At 43.7% G+C, this 16,784-nt stretch carries 13 protein-coding genes; 11 read left to right on the forward strand and 2 right to left on the reverse strand.

Going from position 1 to position 16,784, the window contains the following annotated elements; genetic code table 11:
- Positions 1-78 precede the first annotated feature (78 nt).
- From MTO98_RS00735 to MTO98_RS00785, 11 genes are all read left to right on the forward strand, one after another.
- Positions 79-2,463 (forward strand): alpha-L-rhamnosidase N-terminal domain-containing protein, encoded by a 2,385-nt coding sequence (locus MTO98_RS00735; RefSeq protein ID WP_243484630.1) that lies wholly within the window; start codon positions 79-81, stop codon positions 2,461-2,463.
- 242 nt (positions 2,464-2,705) lie between these two features.
- Positions 2,706-3,461 carry an ROK family protein gene (locus MTO98_RS00740; RefSeq protein ID WP_243484632.1) on the forward strand — a complete coding sequence of 252 codons (756 nt, stop codon included), beginning with the start codon at positions 2,706-2,708 and terminating at the stop codon, positions 3,459-3,461.
- A gap of 40 nt (positions 3,462-3,501) precedes the next feature.
- Positions 3,502-5,505: a transketolase gene (gene tkt, locus MTO98_RS00745; protein WP_243484634.1), complete on the forward strand. Its 2,004-nt coding sequence runs from the start codon at positions 3,502-3,504 to the stop codon at positions 5,503-5,505.
- A gap of 137 nt (positions 5,506-5,642) precedes the next feature.
- Complete coding sequence (gene rpiA / locus MTO98_RS00750) at positions 5,643-6,350, forward strand: ribose 5-phosphate isomerase A (RefSeq protein ID WP_243484636.1); 708 nt, start codon at positions 5,643-5,645, stop codon at positions 6,348-6,350.
- A gap of 243 nt (positions 6,351-6,593) precedes the next feature.
- On the forward strand, positions 6,594-7,682 hold the full coding sequence (gene tal, locus MTO98_RS00755) for a transaldolase (protein ID WP_243484638.1): 1,089 nt from the start codon (positions 6,594-6,596) through the stop codon (positions 7,680-7,682).
- Positions 7,683-7,788: 106 nt separating this feature from the next.
- Positions 7,789-8,415: an HAD family hydrolase gene (locus MTO98_RS00760; protein ID WP_243484640.1), complete on the forward strand. Its 627-nt coding sequence runs from the start codon at positions 7,789-7,791 to the stop codon at positions 8,413-8,415.
- Positions 8,412-9,836, forward strand: coding sequence for an NADP-dependent phosphogluconate dehydrogenase (gndA, locus tag MTO98_RS00765; protein ID WP_243484642.1), 1,425 nt, complete (start codon positions 8,412-8,414; stop codon positions 9,834-9,836). Before MTO98_RS00760 ends, gndA begins: the two co-directional genes overlap by 4 nt.
- Positions 9,837-9,860: 24 nt before the next feature.
- Entirely contained in the window at positions 9,861-11,375 is a 1,515-nt protein-coding gene (zwf, locus tag MTO98_RS00770) for a glucose-6-phosphate dehydrogenase (RefSeq protein WP_243484644.1), read from the forward strand.
- Between the two features lie 7 nt (positions 11,376-11,382).
- Complete coding sequence (gene pgl / locus MTO98_RS00775) at positions 11,383-12,114, forward strand: 6-phosphogluconolactonase (protein WP_243484646.1); 732 nt, start codon at positions 11,383-11,385, stop codon at positions 12,112-12,114.
- A gap of 1,081 nt (positions 12,115-13,195) precedes the next feature.
- Entirely contained in the window at positions 13,196-14,017 is an 822-nt protein-coding gene (locus MTO98_RS00780) for a DUF393 domain-containing protein (protein WP_243484648.1), read from the forward strand.
- Between the two features lie 2 nt (positions 14,018-14,019).
- Positions 14,020-14,949: a TIGR01777 family oxidoreductase gene (locus MTO98_RS00785; protein ID WP_243484650.1), complete on the forward strand. Its 930-nt coding sequence runs from the start codon at positions 14,020-14,022 to the stop codon at positions 14,947-14,949.
- A gap of 204 nt (positions 14,950-15,153) precedes the next feature.
- Here MTO98_RS00785 and MTO98_RS00790 read toward each other — a convergent pair whose 3' ends face one another.
- Together MTO98_RS00790 and trmB are read right to left on the reverse strand one after the other, a co-directional pair.
- Entirely contained in the window at positions 15,154-15,486 is a 333-nt protein-coding gene (locus tag MTO98_RS00790) for an MGMT family protein (RefSeq protein WP_243484653.1), read from the reverse strand.
- Positions 15,486-16,145 carry a tRNA (guanosine(46)-N7)-methyltransferase TrmB gene (trmB, locus tag MTO98_RS00795; RefSeq protein WP_243484655.1) on the reverse strand — a complete coding sequence of 220 codons (660 nt, stop codon included), beginning with the start codon at positions 16,143-16,145 and terminating at the stop codon, positions 15,486-15,488. The genes MTO98_RS00790 and trmB overlap by 1 nt, the downstream gene beginning before the upstream one ends.
- Positions 16,146-16,784 lie beyond the last annotated feature (639 nt).

The raw sequence follows: 16,784 nt of genomic DNA on the forward strand, positions 1-16,784 counted from the left end.
ATTATTGATAATAATCCGGCTTTAATTGTAATTTAGCTGTGCAGGCAATTACTAACCACCTATAAACCACACCATTTCATGAAGGCATTTTTTAAACGCTGCTTTTTTGCATTTTTTCTTTTTACTACAGTGTCCGCTTATGCACAAACCATTAATCCGGCACTTTTAAAATATCAGTGGAAAGCTTCCTGGATCACCGCTCCCCGGGAATCGTTAAAAGATTACGGCGTTTATTATTTCAGGAAAAGTGTTGAGCTTACAACTAAACCGGCCTCCTTTATTGTTCATGTATCTGCCGATAACCGCTATAAATTATATGTTAACCAAACCCTGGTTTCATTAGGCCCGGCCCGCGGCGATACCTATTACTGGAACTACGAAACTGTTGACCTTGCCCCATATCTTCAGGCAGGTAAAAACCTCGTAGCCGCCGTGGTTTGGAACGATGGTGATTACCGTCCTGAAGCACAAATTTCTTTACAAACTGGCTTTATTATGCAGGGCAACACCCCGGCCGAAGAGATCATCAACACCAATAAAACCTGGAAGTGCATTCGCGATAAATCATTTCAGCCCATTACCGGTATCGGCTGGCATCCTTATTATGTTGCAGGTCCGGGCGAAAGGGTGGATCTGAACCAATCGGTAAAGGACTGGAATACCGCAGGGCTCGACGATAGTAGCTGGAAAAATGCCGTTCGCATAGATAACGGGAACCCCAAAGGTGTAACCAATGCTTTCGGCTGGATGCTGATACCATCCGCAATACCCGCCATGGAAATGACCCTGCAAAGGATTCCGGTTTTGAGAAAAGCCGATGGTATAAGTATCCCATCCTCATTCCCTGCCACTAAAACAGCCATCACCATCCCGGCCAATACATCTGCTACTTTACTGCTCGATCAAACTTATTTAACCAACGCATTTTTAACACTGAATTTCAGCAAGGGTAAAAACGCAGGTATCGGCATCAGTTATACCGAATCGTTATTTAAAACCCTGACCGGTCCGGAGGGTACTGTAAAAGGTAACCGGAATGATGTTGACGGGAAAATCTTTGTCGGCCGGCGGGATAGTGTTGTTTCGGATGGTGCTACAGGTAATTCGTTTACCACTTTAACCTGGCGCACGTTCAGGTATGTTGAAGTGAAAGTAACTACTAAGGATGAGCCCTTGGTTATTGATGATATTTACGGAACGTTTACCGGCTATCCCTTTAAGATGAATGCCAAACTGGAAACGCTTAATCCCGAAATGCAACAAATGCTGGATATCGGCTGGCGCACCGCCCGCCTTTGTGCCGGTGAAACCTATACCGATTGCCCTTACTATGAGCAGCTGCAATACGTAGGTGATACCCGCATCCAGGCACTGGTATCCTTTTATAATAGCGGAGACGACCGACTGGTGCGCAATGCTATCAACCAGATGGATCATTCGCGCCTGGCCGAAGGGATTACGCTGAGCCGCCATCCTTCGTTCTCGCCTCAAATTATTTCAACCTTTTCATTATGGTATATAGGTATGCTGCACGATTACTGGATGTACCGCCCCGATAGCTTGTTTATAAAAGACAAGTTGCCCGGCATGCGCGATGTGCTTAACTTTTTCAGCAAATATCAGCAAGCCGATGGCTCGCTTAAAGATACGCCATATTGGACCTTTGTTGACTGGGTGAACGACAAAGGCTGGGATTTTGGCCAGGCCCCCAAAAGCGCCAAAGGCACATCGGCTATCCTGGATATGCAATTGATGTGGGCCTATCAGCAAGCTGCCGAAATGGAAGCAAAGATGGGCATGCCGGCATTTGCTTCAATGTACAAAGCCAAAGCGGTGCAGTTAAAAGTGGCTATCCAAAATAAATATTGGGATGCAGGCAAAAAGCTTTATTCCGATACCGAGGATAAACTACTGTTTTCGCAGCATACCAATTCCATCGCGGTATTAGCAGGTATGGTAAACAGCCAGGTGGCACATGATATCAGTTTAAAACTCCTGAATGACGGCACGCTCACCAAATGCACCATCTATTTTAAATATTACCTGCACCAGGCTATGGTAAAAGGCGGCTTGGGCAATGATTATTTAAACTGGCTTAATATCTGGCGTGATAATATCAAAATGGGCTTAACCACCTGGGCCGAGATCTCCGACCTCGATCATAACCGTTCCGACTGCCACGCCTGGGGTGCAAGCCCTAATATCGAGTTTTACCGCACCATATTAGGTGTGGATACTTACGCGCCGGGCTTCAGTAAAATTAAGATAGAGCCGCATTTGGGGCAGATCAAAAACATAAGCGGCGAAGTACCACATCCAAACGGAAAAATTTATGCCAAATACCTGTTTAACAACGGAAAATGGAATATTAGCATAGTATTGCCCAAAAGCACATCGGGTATTTTTGTGTGGAAAGGGAAAACTTTTACGCTAAAAACAGGTAATAACAGTTTAATTATCTAAAAAAATTACCGAGGTTATTAACATTTTACCTTAATTACATTGATTTTGCCACGCATAAGTAAAATACTTTTTAAAATTGGTTTGGTAAATAAAAGCAACGCTAACTTTACTTTCGCTGCTAACAGGTGATAAAATGATTTTATCGCATTATTTAACAATTTGATATTATTAAAATGTGATATTTATGCGCTGGGAACTAAGGTTTTCACCAAATTGCTAACCAGCTAAATAAATTACGCTAAATGAAAAATACACCATCCCAACTAAGGGTTCTCTCAATCGATATCGGTGGTTCGCACATCAAAGCCACAATACTTAATAAAAAAGGGGATTTGAAAATGGAGTACGACAAGATAGCTACTCCGGCCCCGGCAAATCCTGAAAATGTTATAAAAGCTATCAATACCCTTGTAAAGGATTTTCCGTCATATGATAAAATATCGGTTGGTTTTCCGGGGTATGTAAAAAATGGTGTTGTTAAAACAGCGCCTAATCTTGGCAGCGATTATTGGGCCGATGTTGACCTGAGCAAAAAGCTGGAGAAAGCATTGGGTAAACCTACACAGGTAGTAAACGATGCTGATATGCAGGGCCTTGGTGTAGTTGCCGGAAAAGGCCTTGAAATGGTGATAACCCTGGGCACCGGTTTTGGTACCGCTTTGTTAATGGACGGTCATTTATTGCCACATTTTGAGCTGGCCCATCTGCCGATAAAAGAGGACGTTACTTATGATAACTACATAGGTGAAAGAGCTTTAGAAAAAGAGGGCAAGGAGAAATGGAACAAGCGCATGAAAAAGGTTTTCAAAATACTGAAAACTGTATTTAATTACGATACTTTATACATTGGCGGCGGCAATTCAGACAAGCTTACCTTTAAGCTTGATAAAAACATGAAAATAGTTACCAATGCCGACGGTATCAAGGGTGGGGCAAGGCTTTGGCTCAATGAAACAGAAAGCAAAACCAAGCGCAAAGTTGCAACCCCTGCCGAATAAATTTAAAAACGAACACTAACTACAATACCTGACAAATAAAATGGAAAACCAAAAAGACATAGAAAAATTGGCAATAGATACCGTAAGGGTATTAGCAGCCGATGCCGTGCAAAAAGCAAATTCAGGCCACCCCGGTACAGCTATGGCGCTGGCACCGATGGGCCACGTTTTATGGACAAAGTTCCTGAACTATAATCCTAAAAATCCTGATTGGGCAAACCGCGACAGGTTTATCCTTTCGGCGGGCCATGCTTGTATTTTACAGTACAACTTTTTGTATTTAACCGGCTATGATCTTTCTTTAGATGATATCAAACAGTTCCGTCAGCTAAACAGCAAAACTGCCGGTCACCCGGAATACGGTTTGGCTCCCGGCATTGAGGTAACTACTGGTCCGCTGGGACAGGGCTTTGCCAATGCCGTAGGTTTCGCTATAGCACAAAAACATTTGGCTGCACGCTATAACAAACCTGGTTTTGAACTGTTCAACTACAATATTTACACTATCTGCAGTGATGGCGATTTAATGGAAGGTGTAACCTCTGAAGCTGCATCATTAGCCGGTCACCTGCAATTGGGTAACCTCATCTATTTATATGATGATAACCACATTTCCATTGAAGGCAGCACTGATATTGCTTTTAACGAAGATGTAAGCGCCCGTTTCCGTGCATACGGCTGGCATGTACAGGATTTAACCGATGTTAATGATACCCATGCGCTTGAGCTGGCTTTGATCAACGCTAAATCTGAAACTCAGAAACCATCATTTATCCGCGTTCGTTCGCTGATAGCTTATGGTAGCCCTAACAAATCGGGTACTGCAGGTTCACACGGTTCGCCGCTTGGTGCCGATGAAATTAAACTGGTAAAACAGTTCTTCGGTTTTGATCCTGATAAATCATTCAACGTATCTGATGAAGTATTGGATTACTATCACACTAAAGGAGCTCGTGGTGCTGCCGTTGAAGAAAAATGGAACAAATTATTTTCCGATTACAAAGCAAAATTCCCTGAATTAGCTGCTGAATATGAAGCTGCTGCTAAAGGCGAACTTCCTGCAGGCTGGAAAGATAAATTGCCTGTATTTAAAGGCTCTGATCCTAAAATGGCAACCCGCCAGGCATCAGGCAAAGTGTTGAACGCTATCGCTCCGGCATTGCCAAACCTGATTGGTGGTGCGGCCGACCTCGCCCCATCAACAGAAACCAATTTGAAAGAGTACGATTCATTTACATCAGAAAACCGTGCAGGCCGTAACTTCCACTTCGGTATCCGTGAGCATGCTATGGGTTCGGCTTTAAATGGTATGGCTTTAACCAAAGGTTTGTTACCTTTCGGCGCTACCTTCCTGATGTTCTCAGAATATATGCGCCCGCCAATCCGTTTGGCAGCCATCATGAAAATCAACCCGATCTTCGTTTATACCCATGACAGTATTGGTTTAGGCGAGGATGGTACTACCCACCAGCCTGTTGAGCAACTGGCTTCTTTACGTTCGATACCAAACTTAACCGTGATCCGCCCGGCAGATGCTAACGAAAGTGCACATGCATGGCGTGTTGCTATCGAGAAAAAAGGCGGCCCAACTGTATTGATCTTCACCCGCCAGGGCTTACCAATCCTTGATCAGGACAAATATGGCAAAGCCGAAAACCTGGAAAAAGGTGCATATATCCTTTCAGAAGGCAGCAAAGGCCCTGATCTGATCCTGATCGCTACCGGTTCGGAAGTGGCATTGATCATGGATGCACAGGCTAAATTAGAAGCCGAAGGCATCTCAACTCGCGTGGTAAGTATGCCATCATGGGAGTTGTTTGAAAAACAGGATGCGGCTTACAAAGAGTCGGTATTCCCTAAGGCAAACAAAAAACGTTTGGCTGTTGAAATGGCATCACCAATGGGCTGGCATAAATACATCACCGACGAAGGCGATATGCTTGGCATGACCACTTTTGGCGAATCTGCCCCTGCCGAAGACCTGTACAAACACTTCGGTTTCACTGTTGATAACGTTGTTAAAAAGGCAAAAGCTCTTTTATAGAGGCAAGAAATCAAGAGTCAGGAATCAAGAATTTTCCTGGCCCTTGATTTAAAAAAATATACAAGTAAGAATCAAACGGTAAGGAGATAAGTTTTTCTTCTTGCCTCTTGATTCTTGACTTCTTGATTCTAACCAAAATGAACTGGAACAGCAACCTGATAAATAACCTGGAGTGGGCCGATAAGATCATCAATATTGAAGGCAAACAAAAGGTAGCTGCCGAAATTGCAGCGAAAGTTAAGGATGGTGATATTATAGGTGTTGGCTCGGGTTCAACATCGTACCTGGCTTTAGTGGCTATTGCCCAACGGGTAAAAGATGAAAAACTAAATGTAAAGGCCATCCCTACTTCGGTTGAGCTTACTATGTTTTGTGCCAAACTGGGTTTGCCCGTAACCACCCTGTATGAGCATAAACCCGACTGGCTGTTTGACGGTGCCGATGAGGTTGATCCGGATAAAAGCCTGATCAAAGGACGTGGCGGGGCTATGTTTAAAGAAAAATTGCTCATCAGTTCGAGCGCGGTTAGCTATATCATAGTCGACGAATCGAAGATGGTTGATAAATTAGGCTCGAAGTTTCCGGTGCCTATCGAGGTTTTTCCGCAGGCATTGCCTTATGTTGAAAAGGAATTGAAAAATTTGGGAGCTACTGAATTAACTATTCGCCCGGCGAAAGGTAAGGACGGCCCGATCATTTCAGAAAACGGCAACCTCGTTTTGGATTGCAAATTTGATGAGATCGGCAAAAGCTTTGAAAAAGATATTAAATCGATAACCGGAGTAATTGAGAGCGGACTTTTTATTGGCTTTGATGTGAATATTATCATGGCAGCTAATAATTAGTTTTAAGTCCGGAGCCCGAAGTCTGAAGTCGCAAGTCCGAAGTCAGGAAAAAAACAAGACTTTTGACTTACGACTTAGTACTTCCGACTTAATAATGATATGTTAACAAAGTATGATATAAACCTTACAATTAAGGTCATTCTTATTAAGAACTTTACATAACAGATCGATTTGGTAGCTATTTTTACTACCTTCATCGCGCTTTTAAAAAAATTAATTAAACACACAAAAACGAACCCTATTATGGCAACTAATAATGTAGCTCAGATACATGGTTTTGGTCAGAGCATCTGGCTTGATTTTATTGACCGTGAGATCATCTCTTCAGGAAAACTTAAAGAATTAATTGACGTTGACGGCGTACGCGGCGTTACTTCAAACCCTGCAATTTTTGAAAAAGCTATCAGCAGCAGTTCTGATTATGATGCTGATATTGCTGCACTTAAATCTGAAACTGATAACGAGAAGCTGTTTTTTGAAATAGCTGTTAAAGATATCCAGGCTGCTGCCGACCTGTTTAAGGGTGTTTACGAAGAATCAAATAAAGTTGACGGCTATGTAAGCCTTGAAGTTTCTCCGTTTTTGGCTTTAGATACTGAAGGTACTGCTAAACAAGCCGAAGAACTTTGGAAAAAAGTTGACCGCGAAAACGTAATGATCAAAATTCCTGGTACTAAACCGGGTTTAGCTGCTATTCAGCAATCAATTGCAAAAGGTATCAACATTAACGTTACCCTGCTATTTGGTTTAGAGCGTTATGAAGAAGTAACCGAAGCATATATTGCAGGTTTGGAAGAGCATTTGGCTGCAGGCCACAAAATTGCTCATATCGCTTCAGTAGCAAGTTTCTTCCTGAGCCGTATCGACGTGGTTGTTGACCCGATCATCGAAGCCAAAGGCGAAAAAGAATTATACGGTGAAGTTGCTATCGCATCAGCTAAAAAAGCATACGAAATTTACAAACGCGTATTCAGCAGCGACAGGTGGAAAAAACTTGCCGAGCAAGGTGCACAACCACAGCGTTTGCTATGGGCAAGTACCGGCAGCAAAAACCCTGCATTTAAAGATACCAAATATGTTGAGGCATTAATTGGCCCGGATACCGTTGATACCGTTCCTTTGGAAACTGTTGACGCTTTCCGAGATCATGGTGTTGCCGCTAATACATTAGAAGCCGGTTTAGATAAAGCTACTGAGATTTTGGCTAAACTGCCTTCATTAGGTATTGACCTTGCTGCTGTAACCCAGCAGTTGGAAGACGAAGGCATCGAGAAATTCAACAAGCCTTTCGAAAAGCTGTTGAATGCTATCGAAGCACAGAAAAACAAATAATTAAGTTCTGAGTCTTAAGTCAAAAGTCTTGAGTTCGAAGCCGAAATAACTATTTTAACTTTGAACTTAAGACTAAAGGCTTCCGACTTCAATAAAAACTACATCTATGGAAGTTGCTGATCTGAAGATCCTTTTTTTTGACGTGGGCGGTATTCTGCTGTCGAACGGATGGGGACACGAGGCCCGCGAAGAAGCGGCAAAACGCTTTAAACTTGACTATGCCGAGGTTAATGCCCTGCACAATTTTATTTTCAACGTGTATGAAATTGGCAGCATTACTCTCGACGAATACCTTGATACGGTGATATTTAATCATCCAAGGGATTTTGTACGCGAAGATTTTAAGGATTTTATCTACTCCACGTCTGTTGAATTGCCGATGCTGCAGTTTCTTAAAGACTGGAAAAAGGATTGCGGCTTCCGTATTATATCGGTGAATAACGAGGGTAAAGAACTGAACGATTACCGAGTACGCAAATTTAAACTGCATGAGTGCTTTGATGCCTTTGTATCATCGTGCGAAGTAAAAATGCGCAAGCCCGATCCTGGTATCTGGCAGTTGGCTATGGGTATTGCCCAGGCATCGCCGCAACAGTGCGTATATTTTGACGACCGGAAAATGTTTGTTGATACGGCGCAAAAACTGGGAATCCGTTCGTTCCAGCATACTAGCCTCGAAAGCACCAAGAAAATTTTAGAAACACTTAAAAAAGAAAACCTCAAAACAAAATGAGCGCAACAGAAAACAAATACGCCTTTGGCATGATAGGCCTGGGTGTTATGGGTCGCAGCCTGCTGCTGAACATGGCCGATCATGGCTTCGCGGTTGCCGGACACGATAAAGATACCGGTAAAGTAGATTCATTAAACCAGGAAGCTGGCGACAGGGAAGCCAAAGGCTTTTCTGATGTTAAAGAGTTTATACAAAGCTTAACCACGCCAAGGGCTATCATGATGTTGGTACCTGCCGGTAAAATTGTTGACGCCGTAATTGAGGAATTAACTCCATTGTTAGAAAAAGGCGATATCCTGATTGATGGCGGTAACTCACACTTTACCGATACCAACCGCCGTGTTGAAGAATTGGAAGCTAAGGGCCTTCATTTCTTTGGTATGGGTGTATCTGGTGGTGAAGAAGGTGCCCGCCGCGGCCCAAGCATGATGCCGGGTGGCGATAAGGATGCTTACGCTGTAATGAAACCTATTTTTGAAGCCATTGCCGCTAAAGTTAATGGCGAGCCTTGTGTTACTTACATTGGCCCTGGCGCATCAGGTCACTTTGTTAAAATGGTGCACAACGGTATCGAATACGGTATTATGCAGGTAATTGCCGAAACTTATGAGATCCTGAAAAAAGGTTTAAAGCTGGGTAATGACGAAATAGGCGACTTGTTCACTAAATGGAACGAAGGCCGTTTACAGTCGTTCCTGCTGGATATCACCAAAGATATTTTCAAATTCAAAGCTCCTGGTACCGATCATTTATTGTTAGATGATATTAAGGACGAAGCCAAAGCTAAAGGTACCGGTAAATGGACATCGCAGGTGGCTATGGACCTGGTAACCCCTATCCCAACCATCGATACATCAGTATCCATGCGCGACCTTTCAAAATACAAATCGCTGCGCGAAAAAGCGTCTGCCCTTTATAATGATCCTATCGAGCTTAAAGGCGACAAGGAAGAATTATTAGTTGCTTTAGAGCAAGCTTTCTATTTTACCAGCATCGTTACTTATGCTCAGGGTATGCACCTACTTACCAAAGCATCTGAAGAGTACAAATATGATCTTCATTTAGGCGAAATTGCCAAGATCTGGAGAGGCGGCTGTATCATCCGTTCGGAGTTCCTGAATGATATTTACAACGCTTACAGCAAAGATCAGCAATTGCCTCACCTATTGCTTGACAACGATGTTCAGGCACTGGTTGCCGGAACTTTACCGGGCATCAGGAAAGTATTATCGGCTACTATAGCTGCCGGTGTTGCTGCTCCTGGTTATGCTTCGGCATTAAGTTATTTCGATGCTTTCCGCAGCGAAAGGATGCCTTCAAACCTAACCCAGGCCCAGCGCGATTATTTTGGTGCGCATACTTATGAGCTTATTGGCAAAGAGGGCGTTTTCCATACACAATGGGCTCCGGCAAACGATTAATTAACGGTTTAATTAAACACAACAATGAGCACAACAGCTAAATCAGAACCTACCATATTTATCATTTTTGGTGGTACCGGCGATTTAAATGCACGTAAAATAGCACCAGCCTTATATAATCTGTATTTGGATGGCTGGATGCCAAAGCAGTTTTCTATTATAGGCACCGGTCGCACCAAACTTACCGACGAGCAATTCAGGGAAAACCTGCACAGGGATATCAACCAGTTTTCGCGCAGCGGTAAAACCGACGATAAACAATGGGCCGAGTTTGTAAAAAACGTTTACTACCAGGTATCTGATGCAAACGATTTTGAAACCTATAAAGAGTTTGGCAAACGCATCGAAAAACACAATGCCGAGTGGAAAACCAAGGCTAACGTGTTGTTCTATCTTGCGGTGGCACCTAATTTCTTCCCGATCATTGCATCAAACATATCAAAAGCTAAACTGGCCGAAGATAAAAAACGTGTGAGGATCATCATCGAGAAGCCGTTTGGTCATGACCTGGAAACAGCAAAAGACCTGAATGCGTTACTAAAAAGCATTTTCGACGAATGCCAGATCTATCGTATTGACCATTACCTGGGCAAGGAAACTGTTCAGAACATCATGGCTTTCCGTTTTGCGAATTCTATTATGGAACCGCTCTGGAACCGTAACTATATCGAGCACGTACAGATCTCCGTTACCGAGCAGCTGGGTGTTGAAGAACGCGGCGATTACTACGATGGTTCAGGTGCTATGAGGGATATGATCCAGAACCACTTGCTGCAGTTACTTTGCCACATTGCCATGGAACCACCGGTAAGCTTTAGCGCAGATGAAGTACGCGACCGCAAAGTTGACGTATTGAAAGCCATGCGCAAATTTACCGCCGAAGACGTTCGTAATTCGACCGTTAGGGGCCAGTATGGCAGCGGATGGATGAAAGGCCGCGAAGTGCCCGGATACCGCGAAGAACCAAAAGTTGATAAAGAATCAAATACCGAAACTTTTGCAGCTATCAAGTTTTTCATTGATAACTGGCGTTGGCAGGGTGTTCCTTTTTACCTGCGTACAGGTAAAAGGCTGCACCAGTCATCATCGGTTATTACCATCCAGTTTAAGGATGTTCCGCACCAGATTTTCCCTGCCGAAGCAACCGAAAGCTGGCAGCAAAACAGGCTGATCATCAGTATCCAGCCCGAAATGAGCATCCGTTTGCAGGTACAGGCTAAACGCCCGGGTATTGATATGGTATTAAACGCCGTTGATATGGTGTTTGATTATAAAGGTACTTACACCAACCAGGCTCCTGAAGCGTACGAAACACTGATACTGGATACCATGATGGGTGACCAGACCCTGTTTATGCGCGGCGACCAGGTAGAAGCTGCGTGGGAACTGGTAATGCCAATCCTGAATACATGGCAAAGTAAAAAGAGCTTGAATTTCCCTAATTATTCGGCCGATTCATGGGGCCCTGAAGCTGCTGAAGCTTTAATTGCCCGCGATGGCTATAATTGGTTTACCTTACCGGTAAACGGTAAAAAATAAAAAGCTGATGACACTGAATATCTATAACACAGAAGGTGAAGTATTAACGGGACTGGCCGATCATTTTGTTACCCTGGCTACCGAAGCTATTAACAAGAATGGCAAGTTCAGCGTTGCCCTTTCGGGTGGCAGCTCACCTAAAAAATTATATGAGCTGTTAGCTTCAACAACTTATGCCGACCAGGTGAACTGGGAAAAGGTTTTCTTCTTTTTTGGAGATGAGCGTAATGTACCTCAAGACCATAAAGACAGCAACTACCTGATGGCTAAAAAAGCTTTGTTTGAGCCATTAATGATAAACCCGGGCAATGTATTTGCGGTTGATACCTCGTTTGAACCCGCCGAAGCAGCGGCTAAATACTGGGAGGTGATCTCGGCATTTTTTGACGACGGTGAAGCAAGCTTTGACCTGGTATTATTAGGCCTTGGCGATAACTCGCACACAGCCTCATTATTCCCTTATACACCGGTACTGCATGACCGTGTTCCCGGCGTAAAAGAAGTATGGCTGGAAGATCAGCAGGTATGGCGTATTACCCTTAATGCACCGCTTATTAATGACGCTGCTCAAATTGCGTTTTTAGTTTACGGAGCAGGCAAAGCAGAAGCTGTAAAACACATCCTGGAAGATGACGAGGATATTGAACTTTATCCGGCGCAGCTTATCGATTCTATATCCGGTGAGGTTGAATGGTTCCTTGATGAACCTGCCGCTGATGCATTAGAAACTAAAGAATAATATCGGATATTATTTATCCAATCAAATGGCTTAAGCAAACGCTTAGGCCATTTTTTTTATGGGTGTGGGTGTAAGCCCTGCGCTTATACAAAACGCCTTATAGGCCTTTAAATAAAGAGCAATGACGATGACTTTCGCAAGTTCAGACATCCTGCGCTATAGCCAATAATTTCAAATGACAAATTCCTCAAAAAACCCGGGATTGTGCGATTCCCCTGTTGAGAGTTATAGCCCATAAAAAGACAATAGAGGAGTTTAAGGCGTGGGGGGCTGAGCGATTCTCTCCCTTGGGAGGGTGTAGGGCAATGTCATTAAGTTAAGGGATTGACAGGTTGCACCAGAGGTGCAAAAGGTTTGTAGAAATTAAAGATTTGTTGTCTTAGTGTGCCAGAGGTACACAACTCCGAGTGTTCCGTACCTCTGGCACGGTTATTTTCGGTATATGATATTACTACAAACCTGTTCCCCCTCTGGGGGATTTCACTTAACTTAATGACATTGGGGTGTAGGGAGGGGTTTCAGCGAACTATCCTGTTGTTAAAAAGGCGTATAAACCCCTCCCTGCCAACACGCAACTCTACCGCACCCCTCCCAGGGCTCCCGTGTCGCCACATCTTTTAATTATTATATGATTATGAATTAAAAGAAAATGTCATTTCGACGAACCTGTTGGGGGAACGTGCGGATGTGGTGAGGAGAAATCTTATACATCCAGCTCTAAACTATGCAAAGCGACTTTACAGGGCGTATAAGATTTCTCTTTCGCCCCGACGCCCAGCCCCATCTGCTCTTTCGAAATGACATTTTTATTTAAACTTATGGGTACATGGTAGCTCCCAGGGGAGGGAATTGTCAATTCATGGGCTTTTACTCTCCTGAGGCTGCCATGTGTACATATTTTAACTAAAAGAAGATATCACTTCGATGAAGCAGGGCGGCTTCCTTTCTGTCGAAATGGCCAATTCGTTAAAAACTACTCTCCTGGGGCTACATGTAAAATGCGGGCAATTGAATTTAATTTTCAGTATTTATTGAAAGTTTAAAATATATTGTATATTTGTTTCAGAAAACACTGAAAGTTATGAAAACGCTCAAGAACCACATGATCCTGTTTGATGCCGAATGCCCCATGTGCCGTGTTTATACCCACGCTTTCGTAAAAGCCGGGATGATTGACCATAATGGACGCTCTTCATACCAGGAAGAAACCCATGCCGGTACCTGCCCTGTTTATGACAGGCAGCGGGCAGTTAATGAAATAGCGCTGATCAACCTGGAAAGCGGCGAGGTTACCTACGGCGTTAAAAGCCTGTTCAAGATCATTGCCAATACCTGGCCGGTATTTGCCCCTTTATTTGCCTTTAAGCCGTTCATCTGGCTCATGAGCAAGGCTTATGCTTTTATATCATACAACAGGCGGGTTATTATCCCCGCTGTCGAAACCAGCTTTGAGTATCAGCCTACATTTAAGCTGCACTATCGCTTATTGTATTTGTTGTTTACCTGGTTTTGTACCGGCTTTATCCTTACCGCTTATGCGCACCTGCTTGTGGGCCTTGTACCTTTGGGCAACCCCTACCGCGAGTACCTGATCTGCGGTGGGCAGGTCCTTTTTCAGGGAGCCGCAATATGCAGCTTTGACCGCCGAAACCTGTGGACTTACCTCGGCAATATGATGACCATCTCTTTTGCAGGTAGTTTGTTGTTGCTGATAGGTTTGGCTGTGAGCCATTTTTTGAAATTTGGTCCTGCGGTTTATACCTTGTATTTTATGGCGGTTGCAGGGCTGATGTTTTTGGAACACATCCGGCGCACCAAACTGCTTGGGCTTGGCTGGGTGCTTACTATTACCTGGGTAACTTATCGCATAGTTTTATTGTTACTTATTTTAAACCTCAACTGATCATGAAACCCTATAAAAAAATTGTGCTGGCCGGTGGTAACGGTTATCTCGGTACAGTACTGGCTAATTACTACCGCGATTTGGCAGATGAAGTGATCATTCTTGCCCGCAAACAGAAACCAGTAGATGGCAACGTCCATACCGCGCTTTGGGATGGCGAAACCGAAGCGGGCTGGACTGTGCATCTTGCCGGTGCCGATATGCTGATCAACCTGTGCGGTAAAAACGTGAACTGCCGGTACACCGAAAAAAATAAAAAAGAGATCATCCGCTCAAGAGTTGTACCTACCGAATTGCTGGGCAGGGTGATCAATAAAATGGTTAACCCGCCAAAGGTCTGGATCAATGTAACCTCTGCCACAATCTACCGCCATGCCGAAGACCATCCGCAGGACGAGGAAACCGGCGAAATTGGATATGGCTTTTCTATTGATGTTTGCAACATTTGGGAAGGCTCTTTCTTTAAAACGGATACGCCTCATACCCGTAAAATTGCCCTGCGCATGGGCATTGTTCTTGGCCGGAGCGACAGCGTTTTTCCGCGGTTGCTTAACCTGGTTAAGTTTGGCCTTGGCGGTAAACAGGGAGATGGGCAACAATACATGGCCTGGGTACACGAGCATGACGTAGCCCGCAGTACGCAATGGCTGCTGGACCACCCCGAACTAAACGGCATATTTAACTGCACTGCTCCCGAAGGTGCAAAAAACACCGATATGATGCAGGCCATCCGCGAGGCCTACGGTGCTCCTTTTGGTTTATCCGCCCCGCAATGGCTGCTGGAAGTTGGCGCTATGGTAATCGGTACCGAAACCGAGCTGATATTAAAAAGCCGCTGGGTAATGCCGAAACGCTTATTGGATAGCGGGTTTAAGTTTCAGTATGAAAAAGCGGAGTATGCGGTGCATGATATTTTGAGTATAAAGAGGTAGGGACTTCAAACGCCATGTAATTGCGAGGAACAGCAGGAAAATGAGCGATGGTGGCAACGTTGCAATAGCATGCTATACAGGGCGGCTCTGCTTCCTTGCTGTTGCCGCGCTCACAATGATATTTTTTGTTTATTTAACAGAAAATAACCGCCCTCTTCTAAATACTTAAAGGCCGGAGCCGAGCGGCGGCGAAAAACTTGATAATTACAACGCCAGCTCTACCATCGGATCCCAGAAATGCGATTTGAAATCCTGTATCTGGTCGTCAATCACTTTTACACCTTCGCTTTCCAGCATTTCGGCCATACGGTTGCCGCCAAAGTGGGCCCTGGCTGTTAGCAACCCCTGGCGGTTTACAACACGGTGCGCCGGAACGGGTGGCTTCACATTGCCCGCTGCCTGCATTGCCCAGCCTACCATGCGCGATGAGCCCTTGGTGCCAAGATAAGCCGCAATAGCACCATATGATGTTACCCGCCCGGGCGGAATGAGCCGGGCTACCTGGTATACCTTTTCAAAAAAATTAATGTCTTCCATTAAGCGTTTTCGGTAAATGAAAACTTAAGGTAGTTAATGTTCTTGTTATCCTTTAAATATTTTTTTTCGTAGTAGGTTTTGATAGATAGCACCTCATCGGCATATTCCGAATTGTAAAGGTCTTCTGTTTTAATGTGCAGGTTTAGCTTTAGTTCCTCTATCTTTTCGGCAGTGTACGCGTGCAAACCGTCGTTATCGGTTTTGAGGTTAACGCAGCCTCCTGGCTTTAAGATGATGATATATTTATCAAGGAAACGTGGCGAGGTCAGTCGCTTTTTCTCGCGGCTTAATTGCGGCTGCGGATCGGGAAAGGTGATCCAGATTTCATCAACCTCGCCGGGTGCAAAATAATCAAGAAGGTTTTCGATCTGGATGCGCAGGAAGGCAACATTAGGTACACCATCTTCAATAGCGGTTTTAGCGCCACGCCAAATGCGGTTACCTTTATAATCAATGCCAATAAAGTTTTTATTGGGGAACAGGCGGGCAAGATTCACGGTATATTCGCCTTTGCCGCAGGCCAGTTCAAGCACTACGGGGTTATCATTTTTGAAAAACTCGCGGCTCCATTGCCCTATGAAAGGCTTGCCGGCATCTAATTGCAGTACATTACTAAAGGTTTCAACCTCCGCAAAACGCCTTAACTTATCTTTTCCCACTTTACGTTTTTAAAATAAAGTGCAAAAATATTGAAATTATTTTAACACGAATGATTTGCGTGTTGCAGAGCAATTAAATTGAATTACACAAAATAGTCAGGTGCCATTGAGAAATTCGAATAATTAGCAAAATTCGTGTAGAAATTTTAACACGAATTGATTTGCTTATTGATGAGCAATTAAACGAATTGCACGAATGTTTTGAATAGATACTGACGAAGCGAATTTGTGTAATTCGAATAATTAGCAAAATTCGTGTAGGAATTTTTAACACGAATTGATTTGCTTATTGATGAGCAATTAAACGAATTGCACGAATGTTTTGAATAGATGCTGACGAAGCGAATTTGTGTAATTCGAATAATTAGCAAAAATTCGTGTAGAAATTTTTAACACGAATTGATTTGCTTATTGATGAGCAATTAAACGAATTGCACGAATGTTTTGAATAGATACTGACGAAGCGATTTTGTGTAATTCGAATAATTAGCAAAATTCGTGTAGAAATTTTAACACGAATTGATTTGCTTATTGATGAGCAATTAAACGAATTGCACGAATGTTTTGAATAGATACTGACGAAGCGAATTTGTGTAATTCGAATAATTAGCAAAATTCGTGTAGGAATTTTTAACACGA

The sequence above is a fragment of the Mucilaginibacter sp. SMC90 genome (assembly GCF_022811725.1).
In the GTDB taxonomy this organism is placed as follows: Bacteria; Bacteroidota; Bacteroidia; order Sphingobacteriales; family Sphingobacteriaceae; genus Mucilaginibacter.